General features: G+C 38.4%; 22 protein-coding genes and 3 tRNA genes. 1 reads left to right on the top strand and 24 read right to left on the bottom strand.

Features of this window, described 5'->3' with window-relative positions; translation table 11 throughout:
* Positions 1–186 precede the first annotated feature (186 nt).
* The 21 genes from ACAN52_RS07660 to ACAN52_RS07560 form a co-directional block, all read right to left on the bottom strand.
* Positions 187–263: transfer RNA gene (locus ACAN52_RS07660), tRNA-Arg, on the bottom strand.
* Between the two features lie 18 nt (positions 264–281).
* Positions 282–355 (bottom strand) — tRNA-Gly (locus tag ACAN52_RS07655).
* A gap of 24 nt (positions 356–379) precedes the next feature.
* Positions 380–456, bottom strand: a tRNA-Pro gene (locus ACAN52_RS07650).
* Positions 457–878: 422 nt separating this feature from the next.
* A complete protein-coding gene (sdhB, locus tag ACAN52_RS07645; RefSeq protein ID WP_378954002.1) occupies positions 879–1637 on the bottom strand; it encodes a succinate dehydrogenase iron-sulfur subunit in 759 nt (252 codons plus the stop codon).
* A 17-nt stretch (positions 1638–1654) separates the two neighbouring features.
* Positions 1655–3361, bottom strand: coding sequence for a succinate dehydrogenase flavoprotein subunit (sdhA, locus tag ACAN52_RS07640; protein ID WP_378954365.1), 1707 nt, complete (start codon positions 3359–3361; stop codon positions 1655–1657).
* A 72-nt stretch (positions 3362–3433) separates the two neighbouring features.
* Entirely contained in the window at positions 3434–4042 is a 609-nt protein-coding gene (locus ACAN52_RS07635; protein ID WP_378954001.1) for a succinate dehydrogenase, read from the bottom strand.
* A gap of 239 nt (positions 4043–4281) precedes the next feature.
* Positions 4282–4839 (bottom strand): Fe-S-containing hydro-lyase, encoded by a 558-nt coding sequence (locus ACAN52_RS07630; RefSeq protein WP_378954000.1) that lies wholly within the window; start codon positions 4837–4839, stop codon positions 4282–4284.
* Positions 4840–4853: 14 nt separating this feature from the next.
* Positions 4854–5699 (bottom strand): fumarate hydratase, encoded by an 846-nt coding sequence (locus ACAN52_RS07625; protein ID WP_378953999.1) that lies wholly within the window; start codon positions 5697–5699, stop codon positions 4854–4856.
* A gap of 161 nt (positions 5700–5860) precedes the next feature.
* The gene (locus tag ACAN52_RS07620) at positions 5861–7264 is read right to left on the bottom strand and encodes an aspartate ammonia-lyase (RefSeq protein WP_378953997.1); all 1404 of its coding nucleotides are present in this window, start codon (positions 7262–7264) and stop codon (positions 5861–5863) included.
* Positions 7265–7629: 365 nt separating this feature from the next.
* Positions 7630–8679, bottom strand: a complete 1050-nt coding sequence (gene citC / locus ACAN52_RS07615; RefSeq protein WP_378953994.1) for a [citrate (pro-3S)-lyase] ligase — start codon at positions 8677–8679, stop codon at positions 7630–7632.
* A 2-nt stretch (positions 8680–8681) separates the two neighbouring features.
* On the bottom strand, positions 8682–10223 hold the full coding sequence (gene citF / locus ACAN52_RS07610; protein WP_378953993.1) for a citrate lyase subunit alpha: 1542 nt from the start codon (positions 10221–10223) through the stop codon (positions 8682–8684).
* Positions 10223–11101: an HpcH/HpaI aldolase/citrate lyase family protein gene (locus ACAN52_RS07605; protein WP_378953992.1), complete on the bottom strand. Its 879-nt coding sequence runs from the start codon at positions 11099–11101 to the stop codon at positions 10223–10225. Before ACAN52_RS07605 ends, citF begins: the two co-directional genes overlap by 1 nt.
* A complete protein-coding gene (citD, locus tag ACAN52_RS07600) occupies positions 11101–11394 on the bottom strand; it encodes a citrate lyase acyl carrier protein (RefSeq protein WP_378953990.1) in 294 nt (97 codons plus the stop codon). Before citD ends, ACAN52_RS07605 begins: the two co-directional genes overlap by 1 nt.
* A 195-nt stretch (positions 11395–11589) precedes the next feature.
* A complete protein-coding gene (locus tag ACAN52_RS07595; protein ID WP_378953989.1) occupies positions 11590–12522 on the bottom strand; it encodes an alanine-tRNA synthetase second additional domain-containing protein in 933 nt (310 codons plus the stop codon).
* Positions 12523–12526: 4 nt separating this feature from the next.
* A complete protein-coding gene (locus tag ACAN52_RS07590) occupies positions 12527–13777 on the bottom strand; it encodes a methylaspartate ammonia-lyase (RefSeq protein ID WP_378953988.1) in 1251 nt (416 codons plus the stop codon).
* An 86-nt stretch (positions 13778–13863) separates the two neighbouring features.
* Positions 13864–15315, bottom strand: a complete 1452-nt coding sequence (locus ACAN52_RS07585) for a methylaspartate mutase subunit E (RefSeq protein WP_378953987.1) — start codon at positions 15313–15315, stop codon at positions 13864–13866.
* A 5-nt stretch (positions 15316–15320) separates the two neighbouring features.
* Complete coding sequence (glmL, locus tag ACAN52_RS07580) at positions 15321–16703, bottom strand: methylaspartate mutase accessory protein GlmL (RefSeq protein ID WP_378953986.1); 1383 nt, start codon at positions 16701–16703, stop codon at positions 15321–15323.
* A 15-nt stretch (positions 16704–16718) separates the two neighbouring features.
* On the bottom strand, positions 16719–17141 hold the full coding sequence (gene glmS / locus ACAN52_RS07575) for a methylaspartate mutase subunit S (protein ID WP_378953984.1): 423 nt from the start codon (positions 17139–17141) through the stop codon (positions 16719–16721).
* A gap of 53 nt (positions 17142–17194) precedes the next feature.
* On the bottom strand, positions 17195–18151 hold the full coding sequence (locus ACAN52_RS07570) for a GntR family transcriptional regulator (protein WP_378953983.1): 957 nt from the start codon (positions 18149–18151) through the stop codon (positions 17195–17197).
* A 368-nt stretch (positions 18152–18519) separates the two neighbouring features.
* Entirely contained in the window at positions 18520–19380 is an 861-nt protein-coding gene (locus ACAN52_RS07565; RefSeq protein ID WP_378953982.1) for a response regulator, read from the bottom strand.
* A gap of 56 nt (positions 19381–19436) precedes the next feature.
* Positions 19437–20804 (bottom strand): ATP-binding protein, encoded by a 1368-nt coding sequence (locus tag ACAN52_RS07560; protein ID WP_378953981.1) that lies wholly within the window; start codon positions 20802–20804, stop codon positions 19437–19439.
* 273 nt (positions 20805–21077) lie between these two features.
* On the opposite strand from ACAN52_RS07560, the gene ACAN52_RS07555 reads away from it, so the two are divergent.
* Positions 21078–22340 (top strand): dicarboxylate/amino acid:cation symporter, encoded by a 1263-nt coding sequence (locus ACAN52_RS07555; protein ID WP_378953980.1) that lies wholly within the window; start codon positions 21078–21080, stop codon positions 22338–22340.
* A gap of 111 nt (positions 22341–22451) precedes the next feature.
* Here the strand turns inward: ACAN52_RS07555 and ACAN52_RS07550 are convergent, their stop codons facing one another.
* Genes ACAN52_RS07550 through rph form a run of 3 tightly spaced genes read right to left on the bottom strand, consistent with a single transcriptional unit; the run spans position 22452 to position 24246 of the window.
* Entirely contained in the window at positions 22452–22916 is a 465-nt protein-coding gene (locus ACAN52_RS07550) for a YfcE family phosphodiesterase (RefSeq protein WP_378953977.1), read from the bottom strand.
* Positions 22913–23509 carry an XTP/dITP diphosphatase gene (locus ACAN52_RS07545; protein ID WP_378953975.1) on the bottom strand — a complete coding sequence of 199 codons (597 nt, stop codon included), beginning with the start codon at positions 23507–23509 and terminating at the stop codon, positions 22913–22915. Before ACAN52_RS07545 ends, ACAN52_RS07550 begins: the two co-directional genes overlap by 4 nt.
* Positions 23506–24246 (bottom strand): ribonuclease PH, encoded by a 741-nt coding sequence (gene rph / locus ACAN52_RS07540; protein WP_378953974.1) that lies wholly within the window; start codon positions 24244–24246, stop codon positions 23506–23508. The genes ACAN52_RS07545 and rph overlap by 4 nt, the downstream gene beginning before the upstream one ends.
* Positions 24247–24263: the final 17 nt, after the last annotated feature.

The following is a 24263-nucleotide window of genomic DNA, read 5'->3' as shown; positions in this document are numbered from 1 at the left end:
TTGATTTTCATATTTTTTAATTTCTTTAAACATTTCTGTTCATGTTTTCTACGAGATCTAATTTGTTTAGATAATGCAAAATGGCAGTCATTATCACAAATGTATAATGACTGCCGTTTTATTTAATCTTTTAAAAATAGAAGAAAAGCCTTCAAGGTAATTAGCCTTGAAAGCTTGAATTTTCAATGGTGCGCCTGGAGCGATTCGAACGCCCGACCCACGCCTTAGAAGGGCGTTGCTCTATCCAGCTGAGCTACAGGCGCATGTCCTTTTAAAGAAAATGGAGCGGGTGAAGGGAATCGAACCCTCGTAGCTAGCTTGGAAGGCTAGTGCTCTACCATTGAGCTACACCCGCATATGATGAAATTTTCGGATTAGATGGTCGGAGCGGCAGGATTCGAACCTGCGACCCCCTGGTCCCAAGCCAGGTGCTCTACCAAGCTGAGCCACGCCCCGTCAACCACAAGATCTATTATAACATATCTCTTGTTTTACTGTCAAGCATTTTTTTCAAAAGTTTTTTTTAAAAAAAGCAGTTGACTTATAAATTAGCTACAATTAAGTTTTTCACTCAGTTATCGCTAACTCACATAAACTATAATACCATAATGAATTTATTATGTCAAGAAAAAAAATACATTTTTTTCATCACTTATTAGTTCTATTACTTAAAATATTAAATCCTCTAAATTCATAGGAAAAGACTTAGCTTGTATCAAGTCCCCAGATGCAGGCAGAAATCTTAGTCGTTCTTACTTGTAACCCTAGAAAGTGTCATACTTTCTGATTACATAAAGAAAAGACTTGGCCTACACCAAGTCTTTTCTTACCTAGGATAAAGAACACTTTATCCTTTTTATTTATGAAAGCTAAAATAATTATTTATTAAATAAGTCTTTAAGAGCTTTCTTATTTACATCGCGATTGATTCTAGCAATGTAATCTGTTAGTTTAATGTCTTTAGGGCATGCTTCTTTACAGTTTTGGCTATTACCGCAACCTGTAACACCGCCTTTTTCCATCAATGCATCTAGACGCTCATCTTTTTGATATACGCCAATTGGATGCAAGTTAAAGAGATGGGCTTGTGCTACGGCAGATGGTCCAATGAACTCTGAACCACTATTTACGTTTGGACAAGCATGTAAGCAGCAACCGCAAGTCATACACTTTGATATTTCATAAGCAGTAGTTGCAACTTTGGGATCTTGACGCGGAGCATCATTATGAACTTCCCAGGTTCCATCTACCTCTACCCATCCATGTATGCGTTTTAAACTTTCAAACATTACAGAACGGTCAATCATAAGGTCACGAATAACAGGGAAAGTACGAGCTGGCGCTAAGCGGATCGGTTGTTCTAAATGATCAATCAAAGCTGCACAAGCTTGTTGAGCTTTACCATTAACGGTCATCATGCATGCACCGCATACTTTTTCAAGACAATTACATTCCCAAACAACAGCAGTTGTTTTTTTGCCGCTTTTTGTTACAGGATTCTTTTGAATTTCCATAAGAGACGCAACAACATTCAGCGCAGGACGATAATCAACTTCAAATTCTTCTGTGTAAGGTTGAGAATTAGGGCTATCTTGTCTTTCTATAATAAAATGTACTTTTTTCTTTGTTTCTGCCATTATTATTTACCTCCTTCTTATGCTTTCTTAGCAACTGCATAGTTACGAGCGCGTGGTTTAACTAATGAACAATCAAAATCACCATAACTAATCTTAGGTTCTTCGGTTGCTTGTTCAAACTCAACGAGTGTTATTTTCATGAAGCGTTCATCATCACGAGTTGGAAATTCGCGTTTATAGTGAGCCCCACGGCTTTCATCGCGCATACGTGCTGCTTTTGTTACAACTAAAGCGTAAATAATCATATTGCGAAGTTGTCTTGCAAACATAGCTTCTTGGTTTGCCCAAGTTGATTGGTCAACTAAACCGATATTATCCCAACGTTTAAGGATTTTCTTTACTTCATCATAGCAGTAATCAAGGTCTTTATTCACACGTTCAATGGTAACGTATTTGTTCATTAAATCACCAAGTTCGTGGTGAAGCTCATGGGCATTTTCCGTACCATTCATTTTCAAGATAGAGTTATACTCATCTTGGCATTCTTTGGCTGCTTTTGCTAGCTCTGCATCAGTAAGTTCCGAACCTTTTTCGCCTACTTTAGCCCAACGCATAGCTTCTGGACCTGAAACGGTACCAGAATAACAAGCGGAAAGAAGTGAGTTTGCACCAAGACGGTTTGCACCGTGATATTGATAATCACATTCACCAGATGCCATCAAACCAGGAATGTTGGTATTATGTTTTGTATCTACCCAGATACCGCCCATAGAATAATGGACAGATGGATAAATTTGCATTGGAACTTTACGTGGATCTTCACCAACGAATTCCGTATAAATTTCTATAATACCGCCTAATTTGCGTTCAAGGTAATCTGCTGAAATATGGGAAAGATCAAGATATACTTTATTCTCCCCATTAATACCAAGTTTTTGATTCATACATACATCATAAATAGCACGAGAAGCTACGTCACGAGGTACAAGGTTACCATATGCAGGGTACATTTCTTCTAAGAAGTACCATGGTTTACCATCTTTGTATACCCAAACACGTCCACCTTCACCACGACAAGCTTCAGACATCAAGCGGTTTTTATCTGAGCCAGGAATGGCTGTTGGATGAATTTGAATAAATTCAGGGTTACCAATAAGAGCGCCTTGCTGATATACTGCAGATACTGCTGAACCATTACAGATAGTTGAAGCAGTACATCTACCGAACACCATACCAGGACCACCTGTTGCAAGAATAACCGTATCAGCGCGGAAAGCTCTGATTTCCATAGAATTCATGTCTTGTGCTACGATACCGCGACAAATTTGTTCTTTATTTTTAATAATTTTAATGAATTCCCAGAATTCAAATTTCTTAACAGCACCTTTTACTTCCCATGCACGAACTTGTTCGTCAAGTGCGTAAAGAAGTTGCTGACCTGTTGTGGAACCAGAAAACAACGTACGTTTATTTTTCTGACCACCAAAATTACGAAGATCAAGTAAACCTTCTGGTGTACGAGTAAATGTAACACCCATACGGTCAAACATTTTAATTAATTTTGGAGCTTCTTCACACATGCCTTTGATTGCAGTCTGGTCAGCAAGGAAGTCACCACCATAAACAGTATCATCAAAATGTTCATAGGTACTATCCTTTTCACCCTTTGTATCCATACAAGCGTTCATACCGCCTTGTGCACAAAGGGAATGAGAACGTTTTACTGGGCAATATGAAAATAATTCTACTTCTCCGCCAGCTTCACAAATTTTAAGTGTTGCCATAAGGCCTGATAGACCGCCGCCAACAACGATAATCTTCTTTTTCACAGAGTTCTCTCCTTACATTAAGTTATTTTAGTTGAATTTTGTAAGAGCTGCCATTCCTACACATGACATAAGTAAAAATAATCCAATGGTAGCAACACCAACTAAACGTTGTGAACGTGGTCCTGCCACGATACCCCAAGTTACTGCAAAACCCCATAGACCATTTGTGAAATGGAATATAGATGATAGCAAACCAATAATATATGCGCCCATTACGATTGGATTGGACAATACATTATGCATATAGTCAAAACCAACAAAATGTCCTGATGCTTTACCCATAATACGTAAAGTCACTACGTGGTAAATAATGAAAACAAACGCAATGTATGCAGTGACACGTTGCAAATAGAACATCCAGTTATTCCAATAACCATATTGGCTTACATTGTTTTTTGCTTTAAGTGCATAAACCACACCAATGATACCATGCAAAGCAAATGGTACTCCGATAAACAATAGCTCAACTGGCACTAAAAATGGTATGTTACTAATTTCATGTACGGCTTTATCAAAAACCGCTGCACCTTGCATTACATGTGAAATAGTAAATAAATGTTCCAATAGGAAACCACCCAATGCTGCCACGCCTAACAGAGAATGAATACGACGAATCCAAAAATCAAATTTGTTCATGCTTTTACCTCCTGTAATATTCACGGGATTATTTTGTGAGTTTTTTAACTCACTATACAAAATAATGTTTATTCGACATTATTCTGATTTCACCTTCACGAATTAGAAATAAACGTGGATTTCTTTAGTAATTTAATTATTACTAACAATCACTGGTAATCTAACTATTTTGTGAGGTTTATGTTGTTTTGCAGGAGTACTACTTTGTAAATACATCGTGCACTCCCGCATTTAACTGACTAGATTTTACGATAAGGTTTTTGACCTTCTTCATAATAATTATTGCCATCACAGTCAATAGCCACAATGGCTGGGAAATCTTCCACTGTAAGTTTCGCTAAAGCTTCTGGTCCGAGTTCAGGATATGCTAATACTTCATAAGCTTTAATTGATTTCGAGATCAAAGCACCTGCTCCACCAATCGCTACCATATAGACAGTACTATTTTTTTTCATGGAATCAACAACGGCTTGTGAGCGATAACCTTTACCAATAATACCTGATAAACCTTGCTCGATCATTTGCGGTGTGTATGCATCCATACGACCTGCTGTTGTTGGTCCTGCAGACCCAACTGCATCTCCTGGTTTAGCTGGAGTAGGCCCTAAATAATAGACGATTTGATTAGTGAAATCCATAGGCAATTTTTCGCCACGATTTAATGCTTCCGTCATCACTTTGTGAGCTGCATCACGGGCACTAAAAATAGTTCCAGTAATGAGTACACTGTCACCAGCTTTTAATGAGCGAGCCATTTCTTTGGTCAACGGAGTGGTAATACGTTTTATTTCTGCCATTTTTTGTGCACCTCCTACAGTTCAACTTCAGCATGCCGTGTAGCATGACAGTTAATATTCACAGCTACTGGAAGTCCAGCAATATGTGTGGGAAAATATTCAACATTGACTGCTAAAGCCGTAGTAATACCGCCTAAGCCTTGTGGACCTACACCAGTTTTGTTAACCATCTCTAAGAGTTCAGCTTCTAAGTTTTCATAATCTGGATGTGCGTTCCGTTTATTTAATGGACGCAATAATGCTTTTTTAGCTAAAATAGTTGCTTTTTCCATAGTACCGCCTACACCTACGCCGATAACCATTGGAGGACAGGCGTTAGGGCCAGCTAATTTTACCGTATCAAGGACGACTTTTTTAAGTCCTTCCACTCCATCAGCAGGTACAAGCATTTTTAATGCACTTTTGTTTTCGCTACCGAAACCTTTAGGTGCAAGCTTAATTTTTAATTTGTCACCAGGTACGATTGTGGTATGTAAAATAGCTGGTGTATTGTTTGTCGTATTTTTACGATTAAACAATGGCTCAGCCACTACAGATTTACGAAGATATCCTTCAGTATATCCTTTAGCGACCCCTGCATTCACAGCATCTTCTAAACTACCGCCAACGATATGAACATCTTGTCCAACTTCCATGAATACAACAGCCATACCAGTATCTTGACAAATAGGTCTGTCTTCATTTTTAGAAATATTAGCATTTTCTACTATTTTTCCGATAATTTCTTTGCCTAATGAAGATTCTTCTTTGTGTCCAGCTGTTACTAAAGCCTCATACACGTCCTCAGATAGATAATAGCAAGCATCAATGCACATTTTTGCTATCGCCTGAGTAATTTGATCTACTTCAATTGTACGCATGCTCATCCCCCTATTCTAATATCCAAGTGTATTATATCACAAACTTTTCAGATAAACTACTGAATTAGAATTATCAATTTTTTCTGAATAATTAGGAAGAACCCCCTTTGTACCACGGTTTACAAAGGAGATTCTTTTACTCTATAGTACCTATTCTTTATTTAAATCAAGAACTGTTTACCTGCAATTCCAGGTTTAGTCATTTCTGCAGGTGATAAAATAATTTCTAGCTGAGCAGCCGTTAACAATCCTCCTGCAATAACTAATTCTTTAACAGATGTATCTGTTTTAAGAGCTTCTTTTGCAATGGATGAAGCTTGTTCATAACCGATATGAGGTAACAATGCCGTTACAATGCCCACACTCTTTTCAATCATTTCGCGGCAACGTTCTTCATTAGCAACGATACCTTTTACACATTTATAATTGAGTGTATTGACTACATTAGTTAGGATTGTCAAAGAATTAAATAAATTATACGCCATGACTGGTTCCATTACATTTAATTCAAATTGTCCGTTTTCTACTGCTAAACTAATCGCCATGTCATTACCAATCACTTGATATGCAACTTGGTTCACGGTTTCAGGAATGACTGGATTAATTTTTCCGGGCATAATCGAAGAACCTGGCTGACGTTCTGGTAAGGACAGTTCACCGAGTCCACAACGCGGACCCGAGGCCATCAATCGTATATCATTGGCAATTTTACAAAGAGCTAATGCTGTCACCTTCAGAGCACTTGAGAATTCTGCCATTTGATCTGTATTTTGTGTAGCATCAACCAAGTTATCTGCCGATTCAATTTTTTCACCAGTTATTTTTGATAACTCTTCGACAACAAATTGGATATATTCAGGTTCAGCATTCAGTCCTGTGCCGACTGCTGTTGCTCCCATATTCACACAATGCATGTTCTTACTATTTTCGCGAATTCGTTTAATTCCTCGTTTCACGGCTTCGGCATAAGCATAGAACTCTTGTCCCAACGTAATTGGCACTGCATCTTGCAGATGAGTACGCCCCATTTTTAAAATATGATTAAAAGCATCGCCTTTTTCTGTGAAAGTTGCCGCCATATCTTCAAGAGCGATAATTAATTTTTTAGCTTTCGTAATTGCACAAATGCGCATGGCCGTTGGCATAACATCATTTGTTGATTGAGCCATATTTACATGATTATTGGGGGAAATCAGGTTATAATTACCTTTTTTTTCACCAAGTATTTCAAGAGCACGATTAGCAATGACTTCATTTGCATTCATATTCATGGATGTACCTGCCCCACCTTGGATGCAATCAACTACAAACTGGTCATGCCATTTTCCCTCTGCAATTTCTTCGGCTGCTTGTACAATAGCATGACCAATTTTACTTGGCATGCGACCAGTTTTCATATTGGCTTTTGCAGCTGCCGCTTTGACAATACCAAAAGATTTGATAAAATCATCATTTAATTTATGTCCAGTGATCACAAAATTATCTAATGCTCTCGTTGTTTGTACTCCGTAATATATTTCATCGGGTATTTTAATTTCACCTAAAAAATCATGTTCTATACGCATGATTTGGCACCTCCATTGATATTTATACATTTATCATAACATACTATCTGTATTTTGTATACAAAATAGTGTATATTATTTTTGATTATTGAAAAAACTCTGTTTTTATTACCTTATTATATACAAAATTACAATTTGGTAAAAAAACAGAGTTTACTATTCTATTCAATAGGATGACCATTCTCAATGAAAAAACTCAGGAAACTAATGCCATTCCCCTTATCATTTCAATTAAATATGATAAGGAAAATCACCAGTCATAGGATATCGGATTGTAGAGCACTATAGAAGCAACAATGTCCGAATCCCATGACTGGCAGACCATATAAATCTATTTTATCTTTTTATCTAAGGAAACGCATTGATCAATGCCGCGATTGACTGCTTTTAATTTTTTCAATAATTTGTACCGCTTCAAGGGAACGTAAATATTGATAAGTACTATCAGGCACTAGCGTACGAATTTCATCCCACCCATCTTGGCGAATAAGTTCCCGTACACGGGATGCACTGATATATTGTCCATTGACATCAATGCGTGGCATTTCTCGAACATCAATATGATAATCAGGCAGAATTGCAAACATTGCCTGATTGTAAGCCTTAGTAACTGCGCAATAAGGTTCATCACCTACATAACGAGAAGTAATCCCTAAGGCTGGTGCTACATATTTTGCAAAAATACTGATGTCTAGTTGTGTTTGAGCCGTAACTGTTTCATCACCTCTTGTGAAATATCCAGGAAAAGTTGCAGACGATATAATATATTTCCCTCCCGGAACAACAACGACATTATCATAGTGAGCTGTCCCTTCTTGAACTAACCGTTGTCGCACATCAAAGGGAAACAAAGAGCCTTCTTCACTGACTACTAATACAACGACTCCTGGATTTTCCGCAGCGGCCTTAGCAATGACCGCCTGATGCCCTAAGGTAAAAGGATTACAATTCACCACTAGGCTAGCCCGAGCCCCTGGTGGGAGTTTTTCTATTTTTTTAGCCATTTCCCGGCAATAACTTTCAATCGATCCTAGCCCACTTTCAAGTAGTACAGCATAAGGTTCAACGCGAGCAATCTCTTTAAATCCTAAATTGCTAAACAAATGAGCTTTGTCAGGTTTAGTAAAAATAAAATAATGATAGATTCCTCGTTGCCCAGCTTCGCGCATTAGATGGCTAATCACCGCTGAAGTAACGCCTTCTCCTTGCAAAGACTCATCAATTGCAATATTTCGAAGCACTTCGCCTGCGAAGGAGCCGGTAGCCACAATCTTATTTTCTTTGTACAAAGCAACTGTATAATCAACCTGTTCATTAAAAGTTAAGGAAAATGTCTCTAAAAATCTCCTTACTTCAGCAACTTGTCGTGTATTCTTAAGATTGATGACCCGCTCCTCAATCGTGCCCCATAACATGATTATCCCTCCACTTGACGTACGACATCAATGATTGTACCATCACGATATTCGACGACAGCAACAATTTTTTCCCCAGTTTTGATTTGTTTTGGCACGCCAGCAATTTGTTCGGCTAGCTTTTTTAATTCTTGTATATCTTTTACTGGTAAACCCGCTGCGAGCATTTTTTCTTTCAAATCAATGCGGCGCGGATTGACAGCAATCCCTCGTTCAGTAACAAGAACGTCAATAGTTTCTCCTGGCGTGGTGGCAGTTAAAACCTGATCGACAATGATCGGTAAACGGCCACGCAAGAGATTAGCAACAATAATCGTAACTTTGGCACCAGCAGCAGCATCAGCATGACCACCTGATCCTCCCATGATGACGCCATCTGAACCTGTTACCACATTGACATTAAAATCAGTATCCATTTCTGTCGCACCAAGGATGACAGCATCTAATTGATTGACTGCACAACCTGCATTAAAAGGACTGGCATAAAAATCAGCACCAATCTCTAAATGGTTAGGATTTGTTGCAATGGACTTAATCGCTTCCAAATCAAAGCCTTGCACATCCATTAATTTTTTAAAGAGTCCTTTTTCTAGCATATCTACCATATAACCAGTAATACCGCCCAAAGCAAAACTACCTGTTACCTGATCTTTCTCCATCATTTTTCGTACAAAAGAAGCCGTTGCAAGAGAAGCTCCCCCTGCCCCCGTTTGGAAAGAAAATCCGTTTTTAATAAGTCCAGCAGCTTGGATGACTTTTGCTGCCGTTTCAGCAATTTTAAGTCCAACAGGATCTTTTGTAATACGAGTCGTACCTGATACAATTCCTTTAGGATCACCAACTGAGTCCACTTTTACAACATAATCCACACGCGTTTGAGGGATGGATATAGGTGATAATGGGTATTCAGCCATATAATCCGTCACAGCTACTACATGATCAGCATACTGAGCATCAGGAAAGGCATAACCAAGAGAACCACAAGCCGCCGGCCCTTGTACCCCATTAATATTACCATATTCATCAGCTGCAGGAGCCGCAATAAAAGCTACATCTATTTTAAGTTGGCCACATTCAATAGCGCGACCGCGTCCACCATGGGTACGTAGTACTACAGGAGTCTCAAATAACCCTTGCGATACAGCTTTGGCTACTGGTCCTGACATATAATTGGTATCAAGTGCTGTGACTACACCATTTTTAGCATGTTCAATGATCGATGCATGCACAGGAAAAACTGAACTTAATGCCACTTTTAAATTTTTCAGTCCCAATTTAGCCGCAGTAGCCAATACCATATTGACGACACCATCACCATTGCGAAAATGATGATGAAAAGACAAAGTCATACCATCTACCACTGGTATTTTTCTAAAAACTTCTTCTAAAGAATCTATTAATTTGCTATCTGCTGGTCGTACACTTTTTACTTTAGGTGCCTGACGATTCATCATCGGCGGCGTAGTAAAAGCACCTGCAAAAGCTTTAACTTCCCCAATACCAGCGATTTTCTCCGGAATTTCACGACCTAATGTATTTTTCATTATTCTACCCCCTCAATCAAACCTAGTAATCGAGCTAAACGCAAGGTACGCTCCGCCCGATTCACTACTGGCAAATCAACCATTTTTCCATTCAAAGAGGCTACACCTGAGCCTTCTGCTTCAGCTTTGCGAATGGCATGAATGACTTGTTCAGCCCATTCAATATCGTTTTCACTCGGATTAAATACAGTATGAATGACATCAATTTGACGAGGATTTATGGATAATTTCCCTTTAAAGCCAAGTTTTTTAGCAAGTTCAGTATCAGCGAGAAGCCCCTCTTCATCATTAGCATCTGTATAAGGTGTATCAATAGACTGAACGTCAGCCGCCGCAGCAGCATTGACCACAATCGTACGTGCCGTAAAAATCTCAGTGCCCTCCTTTGTCCGGATGGCGCCAAGACCTGCAGTATAGTCTTCAGCTCCTAGAGCTAATCCTACAACGCGCGGATCAGCTTTAGCAATGTTATAAGCCTCTATAATGCCTCGCGGTGTTTCTAATAACGCAATGATTTTAACAGGATTTTGATTGGGCAGTTCCGCTGCTGCAATCATCTGAACAGCAGCATGAATATCAGCCGCGCTCTCGACTTTAGGTACCAAAATAGCATCAGGACCACAAGGCACAATGGCTTTAATATCTTCTGCTGCAAAAGTATCCAATGGGTTAATACGGATGACTTTTTCACTGCATCCATAATCCACAGTTTTTAAAGCATGAGCAATCAAAAAGCGCGCTGCATCTTTTTCTGTTGGTGCAACAGCATCTTCTAAATCTAAAATAACAGAATCGGCACCAAACACACCACCATTTTGTAGCATCCCTGGATTATTTCCTGGAATAAATAACATACTTCTTCGCAATTTTAAATCCATTATAAAATAGCCTCCTTAAGAACAGCGCCAGCGCGGACTAATGCTGTTAATATACGTGCACGAATTGTACAATCCAAAGCACCTCGGTCTAACGCTTTAATATATAAATCTGTACACTCTTGTTCAGCTACAGTTTGTTCTAATGTCAAACGTATATCATCACCATACTGAGCCATCACAATACTTTCTACTTCGATGATAACACCGCTACCTTCAAGACCTGGAGTTACGCTAATCATAATATCACTTGATTCTAAAGTACCTGCCTGAGCAGTTTTTAGTATACTTGCCATTTGTAAAACCTCCTATGGAGTTTGTTATTTTGTTACATAATCAGAAAGTATAACACTTTCTTGATTACAAGTAAGAACGACTAAGACTTCTGCCTGCATCTGAGGACTTGGCACAAGACAAGTCTTTTCGTATGTTCTGATGGGTACTGTCTTCTCCCTGAAGACAGTACCCATTCATTACTTAATTATACTGTTTTAAAGAGTTGCCGCATAGCCTACACCAGCAAATCCATCAAGATTTTCATTTTTAGGACCAACTAAACCAATAATGAGATAACTCTCAGATTTAGCATCAAACTTTATTTCATGCAATAGACGGAAATTTTCAATATCTTCCGTATTACGCACATGGGTCCGCGGTCCAGTACACGCCCAGGAATCTTCACCAATTCGAATATGCCCTTCATCTGAATAGCAGACATTAACCCCTTCATCAATAATACGTTTTACCTTTTTTTCAACATCCTTAAGATCAACGTCAATGAGGGTCGGATATTCTAAAACAAAACCATGATGCACATCTCGATGGCCAAAGGTCAATGTAGCGCCATAATCTTTAAGCAGAATACTAGAAGTCAAATCTTCTGCAGTATGAGCCATTTTGCGATACTGTAATGTTTTCGTCGATACATCAACAATTTCTCCAGGAAAAGGCCCAAATAGATTCGGTCGCACTACAATCACTTCACCACCGATGCCCAATATGACATCAGCATTCATTTCCAGGGCCGGATACAATAAATCAAAATGTTCTACAATGACACGTTTTCCCTGCAATAAGGCACGTTTTACAGCATCTGCCAACACATGAATTTGGGTAAACGCCAATTCAAAACGCATATCCATATGATATGTATGACAGGTAAAAAAACCCTTATCAATATTTTTCAAAAGAGGCAGAGGGCGTAAATTAACACCCTCATCATCATTTGTCAGTTCTAATCCTGGAAACATACCTTTGATCAATGATGACTTACCTGCACCTGCAGCACCAACAACACCAATGAGTCGATCTAATGGAGATAAATAACGCTCACTGATTTGTTGACCAAGAACATACATCCGATTACGTCCCCGCGGTGCAAAATAACTTGCATACATTAATTGCTCATGCATTACAGATTTCATAATCTTATGCCTTAAGCGCTTTGCGTACTGCTAAAATACGTTGCATTTCATTGTACACAATCATAAATCCTTCATCAACACCCATACCAGGTTTTGCTAACATTTGTACTGGTTTGGTTGCCATAGCAAGATGTACACAAACTTGAGCAGAACGATCTGTTTCATTGCATGTACCGCCTTGATATGCGCCAACACCTTTTTCTTTGCAATAAAGTACAGCTTCAATTGTATTGTTAATACCACCTAAGTCAGGGGTTTTAATTTGCAGCATATCACCTGCATTGTTATCTGCAAAATATTTAATATCATCTAATGTATTGCACCATTCATCAGCTACCACTTCTACATTGATATTTTCTTCATGCAAACGTGCAGTAATTTCTTTTAATGCAAGCATTTGTTTTTCACGATCTTCTACGTCCATAGGACCTTCAATACGAAGTTTAATAGGAGCTGCTGCTTTTTCGAGTTCACGGAAATAAGACACCATTTTTTCCGTATCAAGATTGAAAGCTGCACCAATTGTTCCATATACGTCAATATGCATCACTGGGTTATATGCTTCACTTGTGCGTAAGCTCAGAATACGATTTTTTAACCAAGTTACATATTCAACTAACAATTCACCATTTTTACCTAGTTTTTCTTCAACATTATTAATCAAAGCATGAGGCAATACTTGAGCACCTTTAATAATCATTTTATCTGCATTATCATAACGATTGTCACCAGATTGAGTGAAAATATTAATTTCCTCTTCACTGACAACCGTATTATATTCTTCAGCAACGACTTCACACATGAGTTTATGTTTAGCTTTCGCTACAGCATCCAAAATAGCTTGAGTCACACCATAACGTAGTGCAGTATGAATCAATTTTCCAGTTTTCGCATCAACCAGACTATCCACTTCACCTGCTAACTGTCTAAAAGAATCTAGTTCACGGCCAACTAATAAAGGTCTAATTTCTTGTTCGATCACAGGGATAAAATCATCTGCTAAAAATAAAGGATCGCGTCCACCTGCTCCACTATATTGTACCGCTGCGCAATCACCATAAGCAACTTGTCCATCTTCTAAGACAATCATAACAGATACAGCTTCACCGGATTGACGAATAGAATGAAAACCTGGGGTCACGCTTTCACCGACATATGTGAAACCATCATGTTTAGCCCCTGCTTTAATGGCCCGTTGGTCATCAAAATAAAATCCAGTACGACCTTTAGAACATACAACATTTACAATTTTCATTATTACACTCTCCACTCCATTATTTTTATCATGATAGGTAAGAAGCAGATAGCTCCTCACCTACCATACATTATCTATAGTTATCCTTATCTTGGTCTACCCACTAAGCGACCATTGGAAATTGCGTAAATATCATCAATAACCATTTGGAAGCTAGCTTTACGACCTTCTGATTTAGCACGTTCATCGATTTTCCCACGGTGGAAATCAATGATATCTTGTGTGAACGGAAGATTTCCCACATCAAATAAACGTACAGCACCATTATTGTCACGAGCAGGCAGAATTTTATTAAGAGAGAATTTACTTGGAGCAAATGGTACATCAAGTACGCCTGTTTCAAAAGCACGTACGCTACCAACAGCATAGTCACCATTACCGATTTCAAATATTTTATCTAAAATACAACGTGTTTCAGCTTTGATCATGGCAACTTCCACATCAACTTCAGTAGTCATTGGGAAAGGTTGATCAGCTAACATATTGATTAATTGTTTTGTTGTACGAAGTCCCATAGCATTGGCTTCTTTTGTAGGGATACCTAATGCTTCATGAGGTGTTTTTACAATAACTTTTGTAGCTTTTGCAAGCGCTGCTGCCGCTGCGCCCCAAGAAATAACAGCAAATGCTTTTGCTTCATCTTGCGGGAAACCACCCATCCATTGATGGAATACAGTTGTAATTGTGCAATCGTTATAACCATGTTTTGCTAAATATTCTTCAGACAATTGCTCCAAAGCTTTGATTGCAGCAATATCTTGGAATAAGTTACCACATTGTCCATAACCTAGAGTAATATTTTTAACACCTTGTTCAGCTGCTAAAATAGCTTCAATGATCGCAACAGCATGAGAAACGCAAGGCGGTACCAAAGTACCAGTTAATGGTCCAAAAGGTTCCCGATTGATCTCAATACCATGCTCAGCATAAATACCCACTAAACGGTCGTTATACTGCCAATCATAAATAGTTTGTTCTAAGGATACACTTTTTGCGTAAGGAATATTGTAAGAAATACCGCCACCTTCATAAGAAGTAAAACCACCAGCTAAAGTGATTTCAGTCAACAGGCGAGCATCAGGTGTGCCGTGACGTACTTGCACTGGACCATTTACGCGTTCTACTAACTGACGAACACCGCGAACACCATGATTAACTGCTGGGAAACCATTAAGTAATGAACGGCCTGCTTTTGTACTTTCTTCAATGGCATCAGCACAATTTTGATATTGATTTTGACGAGTATAGCTATCAATCGTACTTGGCAGAAGATCAGCTTCACCTTCTGAGTGAAGATAATTCAAAAGATTAATATGTTCATCAAGAAGCGCTACACCAGCACGAGGTTGTGTTAATGTCTCACCATTTTTCTTAGCTTTCACCAAACGTTTAGCAAAGTTCTTTTTCGTAGGAATGGTTTCATGATATTTGATAGCTTCTTCAAAATCTACTTCGGCACCTGTAGGCCATTGGGTTAGTATGTCTTTACGAATCGCATAAAACTCATCATGCGTCCACTTTTTATTTTTCAATTCCATTATTATTACCTCCGTACAATATATTTTTTCATCATTCGTATTGCTACATCAGGATATTCTTCACCTAATAAACCCATGGATGCCATGATATACTTTTCATCAATCCAAAATTCCGGTGATTCAGGTTTGAGCATCTGAGGTGTACTTTCATCATAAACAGTGCCTTTAAGAATTCCAGCTGGCTGCTGATGATTTACAATCACTCCGCCAGTACCAATTACTTTTTTAACCGCTGTTAAATCTTTGCCCTTTTGCACAAAAACTGTACCATTTAGAGTAAACACCGTTTCAAGTTGACCAACATGACGTTCTGTCGCTAAACGAGTACAAGCTCTGCCCATGGCAATTTCCACTTGGCTTTCAATCGTTGACTGAGGCAAATACTCAATATTTTCTTCAACTTTCTTCATATATGCTTCAACATCAGTTTCAGCAACCCCAGCATAATCAGCAATCATCTTAGCGCCAGCTGCTTTAAATAAAGCAGTTGCACTATATCGCATGCCAAGATCACCTTCCACAGTACGTTTGCCAAAAGGTTCAGGTAAACCTTTTAAGGCTACATTACTTTTACTCGGATCCCCTTTAGCAATCGAATATACATCTGTCGTGGCACCGCCAATATCGATGACCATCAAATCACCGAAACCTTTTTCATGATCAGTACCTTTTCCTAATAATTCCGCAGCTTTTAGCACTGCTGCTGGAGTTGGCATAACCATACGATCAACAAATTGGTTCGCTCGATTTAAACCTTTGGCTTCTACAATACGTCGTAAAAACACACCACGGATCGTCTCTCTAGCTGGCTCAATATTGAGTTCATTCAATCTCGGCATCACATTTTCAGTATGCACCACTTCGGTCATGGTTTCAGATAAGATCCTAACAACTTGGGGTGCTGCTGATTTATTACCAGCAACAATTACAGGTATATCTCGCCCTAGAGTCGTAAGCATTTTGGCATTGTGAAGGATTACTTCTTTATTACCACCATCCGTACCACCAGCAAGCAAGATAATTTCCGGATTAAGTGCGGCGATTTCTTCAATCTCATATTCACTTAATTCATTACCGTATACACCCATAATTTTCGCACCAGCACCCAGTGCAGCGCGTTTAGCCGCTTCTACCGTAAGTTCAAGTACAAGGCCGATTGCAACCATTTTCAGGCCCCCTGCCGCACTCGAACATCCAAGAACTTTAGTAAATTCCAACTTTCCAGTCGTAGCAAATAGTTCACTTAGAGCTTGATTCAGACCATCCATAATGTCAGTTTCTACGGTCGTAATGCCATGGGCAGTACCAAGTACTACTTCTGTTTCAACATCAACCGCCGTAATTTTGGTATAAGTACTACCAAAATCAATCAGTAAAACATTATTCATGTACAAGACTCCCTTTTATCCTTCAACACCCAAATCATTTTTCAAATCAATAATTACTTGGTCAGGCAAGATACCTGGCTCATAGACTCGATCATAACCCATTGCCAAAAATTTATTACGAACCTCTGTAAAATCAGTTTTACCAACAACTAAATTTCCACCGACATAGAGTAATATATCACCAAGTCCTACTTCACGGCAACGATCTTTTAAACCACGGCAGTCAATTTCTCCATGACCATAGAGTGATGCGACCAAAATAGCTTTTGCACCTGTTTCAATCGCTGCATTAATAAATTCTTCCTGTGGAACTAATACTCCCAAATTAATAACCTCAAAACCTGCCGATAGAAGTGCATAATTTAGAATTTTGTTACCAACTGCATGACAATCCGCACCAATAACCCCTAAGACTACTTTTACTTTATCTTTTTCCATCTGAATGACTCCTTTACATTTTAAATCTATATTTAGTAATTCATGATCAATTTTCACATCGCTTGGCTAACTAATTTCATCATGACTTGATTCAAGGAACCACGGTCAATCTCATAATAAAAAGTAATGACTTCTTTCTGAGCTGCAACTAATTGAGTCACTAATACTTCACGTTCTTCACTGACAACAAACACATCATAATCAGCAATCAATGAACTAATTTCTTTACGGTCATCAGACTGTATGAGCACAAAATTAAGATGGTTAATGGCAGCTTTTTCGAGTAAAATTTCAAGAGTTTCCTTAAATTCCTTGCTTCGAGCCACAATTGCCACTTTAGTATCTACTGGTAATCGCGCCAGCTTAATCACAGCTTCAAGATAAGGCACTGCAGCCACCGTGATAATTTTATTCCCACTTCCCATTAAATTGGTTACCACTGCTTGATGCTCAAATGTAGTAACAACAACATCACAAGCTTGCAATAATTCAATCTGAACCTTCCCAAAGACAAGATCTGATAAAATCACAGACTCAAAATGTACATTGGCAACTTGTCCGATTTGGCTAATAAAACGTTGAATATACTCTGCTGTACAATCAACAACAGCGACTCGCAATTCTTTAACAGCTTGCGCTTTTTCCTGAGCTCTTATACTTGCGATTGCGGCGAACTGATCCACTGTAAAACCAAGTTCCAACACTTTAGCCATGGCATCATCAATAATTTTCATTAATCGACCTCGCCGGCTGCCACCAATTTCACCCCCTATATCATCAGAAACAACTTTTACAAAAGTCCCCCGTCCCTGACGCGCCTCAAGCACATCTTCCAACAAAAGTTCTTTATAAGCTGCACTAACAGTATTGCGGCTAATGCCAAGTTCTGCGGATAATTCTCGCTCCGTGGGAATTTTCCCACCAGGTCGAAATGCTCCAGATTTTATTTTTTCCAAAATAAAATCTTTGACTTGCAAATAAATAGGAATACCAACACGCTGTACAATCATTTTCCATCTTCCTTAATTGGCTTAATCCATTAGTCCAATGTTTCTTATACGTATTATTATGTCATATCTTTTTATAAAATGCAACTGCTTTTTGTATACATTATTTAAACAAGATATAACTATTTTATTTTTCTCTTTTTTTAATAATTGATACTAAGCCTTGATTTTACTATGATTGACCCTTCTTCTAACCCCTCCTTAAATCCTTTATAAAGCTTTCAACATACGCAAAAAATTAGAACTATTCAAAAAACTACAAATTTTTCTCTTCGACAAATACCGTCAAAAAAAAGAATGTCTGCAGCTTCATCAGTTGCAGACATTCTTAGATAGAAAAGATAATTTGTCCATTTCTCACACTGTTATAGTTAATGCTCAGCGATAAATAAAAGTCCTTCAATAAACTTCTTCACATTAATTTTTCCTCGATATTGGCTTTTGCCTTGCATGTAATTCATTTCATGACGTACCTCTTTAAAATCAAATAAGGAGGTGCTATAAGACTGAAAAATTTCATTGTAATAATCTTCCAATCCCAAGTTGGCAAGATTCTGTAATCCTTTCGTGGTAGCACGCCGTACTCGTTGTTCAATTGCTTTCGCATCTTGCTCAAGACCTTCTGACATTTGTTGGTAAATATGGGATAATTGATAGGATTTCCCTTCAGATCCTTGTTTTAGAATCAATTGTACCATTCGATAGATATCTTTGACTCCAGCTTCTCCAATAATACCAAGGTCAGAAAAAGCTTTATAAATGCGCGTTTTTTGTATATTCTTCGGTCCTTCATCTACAACAGGGCGTACGTGAGAATATTGAGAGATTGTTTCATGCATGAGAGACATGATTTGTTTTAATCGCCGGCTTTCTTGCACTTTATTGATGACTGAAACAGTCTCTAAAATATTAATGGGCTTATGTATAAAAAACTCTATACCAGCTTCATAAGCTTTGGTAATCAGTTGTTCACTTGTAGCTTGTGAAACCATGATAAAAGAAGTATTCATCGCCGAAGCCGATACTTTTTCAATCAATTCCACACCATCTTGCCCTGGTAATAATAAGTCAACCAATGCAATATCAGGCTGGTATTCACGAATGATCATTTCTCCTTTTAGCCCATCGTCGCATTCATCAACGACCATCCCTAGGTTATTTTGTTCAATAATTTTTTGAAGAATTCTACGGATACCAGCATCATCATCGACGATCACAAAACGTGACGACATTCAACCACCTACTTTCTTATCTAAAATATGCTTTATCAACCTACCACGTCCAATTATCAATTGTCAATATTTTCACTCAACGCGTTCATATTCACCGGTGCGAGTATTATACCCGATTTGGGGAAAGTAATAAAAAACTTAGTACAAACCCCAGGCAAGGATTCAACCCTGATTGTGCCGCCTAACAACTCAATATAGATTCGAACATGGGCTAATCCTAACCCCGTCGAAATTTTACCAGTACGTGGCGAAAATTTAGTTGAATAACCTGGATTAAAAATTAGCTCAAATTCATTCTCATCAATACCTATCCCATTATCTTCAACACAAAAAAACACTTCCTCACTTGAACTTGTCTGGATTAAGCGAATGATTCCGTGATCCCCAATGGCTTCAATGGAATTCATAATTAAGTTATCTAAGATCGATACCAAGGTATAGTGTTTATCTGTCACAAAATCATCAGCTTGCTTATAACTAATGCTAATTTTTTTATCCATAACACTGAGGTAACGCATGGTATTTTGTTCAATAATAAACAATATCTCTGACAACTTTGTTTCTTGCGGTCGACTTGAAGGCCTTAGAATATTCTCCATTCCCGCGACCACTCTCGAATAATCTTTTTTAATTTCATGAATTTCTCTTGCAATCGCAAGCGCCTCATCTGCAGGCAGAGGAGACTCCGCAGGAACACTTCTTTCCTGAGAGTTCAATTGTTTATAAAGCCAATAGGCTTTTTCCATGACATTTTCAATATCTTGAGATGATTTTTCCAAGTAAAAAAGTTCACATTTTAATTTGGCTACCATAACTGTTTGTTCTATATAACGCTCCGCATGATCATTTGCCAAAATAAACGATTGATGTTGCTTTAAAGCATAATATCCAATCACCGACAAAATCGCTCGCACAATCGCTACAGCTACAATACTCGGAAAAATGAAGGCAAATTTAGCCGACAGCAACTCCGAACGGCAAAAAAGTTCAATTATATTACTTATAATATCCGTGACACTCAATAACAAAATTAAAGCCAATATATTATTTGTATTTTTTCGAATGGATAAAAGGGAAAATAATATACCAAAAGATATATAGTATGCTAATGAAGGCACATTAGACATTACCGTCGCAACATAATCATGACCATCAATAATAAAGTCTGTTAAAGTACGAAAAATTAAAATGAACACTCCGGTTATAATTGTACCTGTAAGAATCGGCAACCGTTCAAAATACAATAGAAAGATCGTCAGCAATACAATGGCTAATGTAAAACGAAAATAACTGCCAAATGGATAAACATATACAATACTAGTCAATGATACAAGCAGCACTGTATTAATCAGCGACTTATTTTCACTAAAGATTCTTTCCATATACCCAAGCCTGTGATTGGAAATACCTTTGAAGTAAGCCATCAAAACACCCCCTGCAGCACTTCACTCTACTCTACTATTTCGACACCGAATCGGAAAATCCCTACTTTCCTTACTTTGCAGATGGTTAACTCAAAAGCATGTCAGATTCAAGTCTATTAATTTTATATTCTGAAATCTAGAATAATGTTTAGTCGTTTTCTGTAGTTAGCTGTGATATGCAAACTATACTAATACCAAGCTGACAAAGCAAATGCTTTGATCAATATAGTATTTTCCCAAGTCACGCAAAAAAAATTAAAGGAGGATTCATTAATGGACAAAAAACAAAATGGTAAAAAAGGTATTGGTCTTTCAAGTCAAATTTTTATCGCTCTTATTCTAGGTGTTGTTTTCGGTTATATTTTCCCAACTTACGGACAAGCATTAAAACCTGTCGGCGATGCATTTATCCGTATGATCAAAATGATTGTTGTACCTCTAATTTTCAGTTCTTTAATTATGGGTATCGCTGGTACAGGTGACTTTAAAAAATTAGGTCGCTTAGGCGCAAAAGCGATTCTCTGGTTTGAAGTTGCAACTACACTCGCATTATTCGTCGGTTTGGCTGTTGCAAATACATTCCAACCTGGCGTAGGTGTAGCAATGGCAACAGGTACAGACACAGCTAGTGTTGCAGCAGCTGCAAAGAAAACGATTGATATGACTCAAATGATGGTCAATATTATCCCAACGAACGTTGTTGATGCAATGGGTCGCGGCGATATGTTACAAATCATCTTGTTCTCAACCTTCTTCGGAGTGGCAGCCGCTCACATGGGAGAAAAAGGTAAACCAGTTGTTACTCTTGCGATCAGCGTTGCTGAAATCATGTTCCAATTTACAAATTACGTAATGAAATTAGCACCGATTGGTGTATTTGCTCTGATTGCTTTCACTGTTGGTAAATTTGGTCTTGGCATGCTTATTCCATTAGCTAAGCTGATTGGTTCCCTATACTTTGCATTGGTCATTTTCATCATCCTACTATTAGGATGCGCTTCATTGATTATTCGTATGAACTTCTTCCATCTCTTAAGAGCTCTTAAAGAACCAGTTTTAATCGCTTTCTCAACTGCATCAAGCGAAGCAGCATTGCCAATTGCAATGGAAAAATTAGAACAATTTGGTGTTCCTAAGCACATTGTCACTTTTGTATTACCAACAGGTTATACTTTCAATCTTGATGGTTCCACATTATATAGTGCATTAGCGGTTATCTTTATTGCTCAAGTTTATAATATCGACTTCCCAATTTCAACTCAATTAGTTATGCTTGTAACACTCATGATGTCAACGAAGGGTATTGCAGCAGTACCTGGTGCTTCCCTTATCGTTATTGCTGGTACAGCTGCAGCTTTTGGTCTACCAGTCGAAGGTATTGGTATCATCTTAGGTGTTGACCGTATTCTCGATATGGCTCGTACAGCTTGTAACTTAATCGGTAACTGTGTAGCTGCTGTTGTTGTTGCTCGTTGGGAAAATGAATTACCTGATGAAGTTCTTGCAGTTGCTTACGCAAAAAATTACGATGATTAATTTATCCAACTAAGTTTTTTAAAATATGGGGCTTGATCTATGCAATGCGTAGATCAGGCCCCACATTTTTATGCCTATAACAACGGGTATACAAGTAAAGATCAATCCTAATTAAACACATTTAATCATCTGCGCCGTAACTTGGTTATCATGAATCTCTAACACTCCACAAGCAGCACGGTTACCATAACTACTACCTGGATTAAATAGCAATACATCTTCACACCAGCGGTTATCTACAATATGAGTATGTCCATAAATGACAATATCGACTGCATGATGTTTAGCCCATCGTACCAACTCGCGCGTACCTTGTTTAACACCATAACGATGACCATGGGTTAACCAAATTTTTAGTTTATCGACTTCTATAAATTCATCAATCTTAGCAGTCGTGTGACCATCACAATTACCGCGCGCTGCGTAAACTGGCACCTTGACCAAACTTCTTAAATAATCTGCATCCTGACTGCAATCGCCAGCATGCATCCACATATCAACATCTTTCACCTGATCTATGATTTGCCGAATCGTTACGAGATCACCATGAGTATCACTGATGACCCCTATTCTCATTTTAAATAACCTCCAAGTTGAATTGCCATATTTTCCAGAGCTCGTCCACGGTGACTGATGGCATTCTTTTCAGTTTTAGAGAGTTCTGCCATTGTTTTTTTGAGTTCAGGAACATAAAAGAGGCAATCATAACCAAATCCACCTAATCCTTGAGCTTCTGTAGTAATCATACCTGAACAAACACCATCCGTTGTTAAAACAGTCTCATCATGATCTACAAATGCTAACACACAACGAAACCTTGCTGTACGCCCCTTAGTCTCAACATCAAGCAGTTCAGCTAAAAGTTTTCGATTATTATCATCGTCACTTGCCGTTTCACCAGCAAAACGTGCTGAATAAATTCCAGGTGCTCCCTGCAAAGCATCAACTTCAAGACCAGAATCATCTGCCAAGCAAGCTTTACCTGTATATTGGGAATAATGACGAGCTTTCAATAAGGCATTTTCTAAAAAACTTGTTCCATCTTCCACAGCCTCAGGAATCGGGCCAAAATCACTCAATGACAATACTTTAATTGGTAGTTTTGAAAGGGCTAAAGCAATTTCAGCGACCTTCCCTTTATTTTGGGTCGCAATTACAATTTCTTTCATTCACGCCCCACCTTCCATGACAAAGGACCTAAAATATCCTTTTGATAATCAATGAGTTCACCAACAGCCTTTTCAGCAACTGCTAGCATTTGATTTAATTCATCACGGCTAAAAGGACGTTTTTCACCTGTACCTTGAACTTCTACGAACTGTCCGCTCCCCGTCATGACTACATTCATATCCACAATAGCGGCAGAATCTTCCTCATAACATAAATCTGCAATGACCCCATCTTTAATCACGCCAATACTCACGGCGGCTAAAAATTCTTTTACTGGGAAAGGTTTTTCAAGATTAGTATAAATACTATTTACAGCATCAACCAAGGCCACAAAAGAACCAGTAATGGCGGCTGTCCGCGTACCACCATCAGCTTGTATTACATCACAGTCAATCCAAATTGTTCGTTCCCCTAGTGCTTTTAAATCGACAACACTTCGTAAAGCGCGACCAATCAAACGTTGAATTTCATGGGTTCGTCCTGTTACTTTCCCTCTTGCTGACTCCCGAACATTACGAACTTGAGTGGAACGAGGCAATAGTGAATATTCAGCATTAATCCACCCAGAGCCTGATCCTTTCATAAAGTGAGGCACTTTTTCTTCAACTGTCGCAGCACAGATTACTTTGGTATTACCGACCTCAATCAGCACTGAACCTTCAGGATACTTCAAATAATTACGAGTAATCTTTACCGTACGCATCTCATCGGCCTGGCGACCATCTGTTCTTTTCATGTATATATCCTCCATCA

This window comes from Pelosinus sp. sgz500959 (assembly GCF_042610375.1).
In the GTDB taxonomy this organism is placed as follows: domain Bacteria; phylum Bacillota; class Negativicutes; order DSM-13327; family DSM-13327; genus CTSoil-075.
The sequence above is the reverse complement of the archived record's forward strand: the minus strand, read 5'-3'. Positions and strand labels throughout refer to the sequence as shown.

Bases quoted from the DNA above. Each gene is read 5' to 3' on its own strand.
- sdhB (WP_378954002.1), bottom strand. From the start codon at position 1,637: ATGGCAGAAACAAAGAAAAAAGTACATTTTATTATAGAAAGACAAGAT.
- sdhA (WP_378954365.1), bottom strand. From the start codon at position 3,361: ATGGCAACACTTAAAATTTGTGAAGCTGGCGGAGAAGTAGAATTATTT.
- ACAN52_RS07635 (WP_378954001.1), bottom strand. From the start codon at position 4,042: ATGAACAAATTTGATTTTTGGATTCGTCGTATTCATTCTCTGTTAGGC.
- ACAN52_RS07630 (WP_378954000.1), bottom strand. From the start codon at position 4,839: ATGGCAGAAATAAAACGTATTACCACTCCGTTGACCAAAGAAATGGCT.
- ACAN52_RS07625 (WP_378953999.1), bottom strand. From the start codon at position 5,699: ATGCGTACAATTGAAGTAGATCAAATTACTCAGGCGATAGCAAAAATG.
- ACAN52_RS07620 (WP_378953997.1), bottom strand. From the start codon at position 7,264: ATGCGTATAGAACATGATTTTTTAGGTGAAATTAAAATACCCGATGAA.
- citC (WP_378953994.1), bottom strand. From the start codon at position 8,679: ATGTTATGGGGCACGATTGAGGAGCGGGTCATCAATCTTAAGAATACA.
- citF (WP_378953993.1), bottom strand. From the start codon at position 10,223: ATGAAAAATACATTAGGTCGTGAAATTCCGGAGAAAATCGCTGGTATT.
- ACAN52_RS07605 (WP_378953992.1), bottom strand. From the start codon at position 11,101: ATGGATTTAAAATTGCGAAGAAGTATGTTATTTATTCCAGGAAATAAT.
- citD (WP_378953990.1), bottom strand. From the start codon at position 11,394: ATGGCAAGTATACTAAAAACTGCTCAGGCAGGTACTTTAGAATCAAGT.
- ACAN52_RS07595 (WP_378953989.1), bottom strand. From the start codon at position 12,522: ATGAAATCTGTAATGCATGAGCAATTAATGTATGCAAGTTATTTTGCA.
- ACAN52_RS07590 (WP_378953988.1), bottom strand. From the start codon at position 13,777: ATGAAAATTGTAAATGTTGTATGTTCTAAAGGTCGTACTGGATTTTAT.
- ACAN52_RS07585 (WP_378953987.1), bottom strand. From the start codon at position 15,315: ATGGAATTGAAAAATAAAAAGTGGACGCATGATGAGTTTTATGCGATT.
- glmL (WP_378953986.1), bottom strand. From the start codon at position 16,703: ATGAATAATGTTTTACTGATTGATTTTGGTAGTACTTATACCAAAATT.
- glmS (WP_378953984.1), bottom strand. From the start codon at position 17,141: ATGGAAAAAGATAAAGTAAAAGTAGTCTTAGGGGTTATTGGTGCGGAT.
- ACAN52_RS07570 (WP_378953983.1), bottom strand. From the start codon at position 18,151: ATGATTGTACAGCGTGTTGGTATTCCTATTTATTTGCAAGTCAAAGAT.
- ACAN52_RS07565 (WP_378953982.1), bottom strand. From the start codon at position 19,380: ATGTCGTCACGTTTTGTGATCGTCGATGATGATGCTGGTATCCGTAGA.
- ACAN52_RS07560 (WP_378953981.1), bottom strand. From the start codon at position 20,804: ATGGCTTACTTCAAAGGTATTTCCAATCACAGGCTTGGGTATATGGAA.
- ACAN52_RS07555 (WP_378953980.1), top strand. From the start codon at position 21,078: ATGGACAAAAAACAAAATGGTAAAAAAGGTATTGGTCTTTCAAGTCAA.
- ACAN52_RS07550 (WP_378953977.1), bottom strand. From the start codon at position 22,916: ATGAGAATAGGGGTCATCAGTGATACTCATGGTGATCTCGTAACGATT.
- ACAN52_RS07545 (WP_378953975.1), bottom strand. From the start codon at position 23,509: ATGAAAGAAATTGTAATTGCGACCCAAAATAAAGGGAAGGTCGCTGAA.
- rph (WP_378953974.1), bottom strand. From the start codon at position 24,246: ATGAAAAGAACAGATGGTCGCCAGGCCGATGAGATGCGTACGGTAAAG.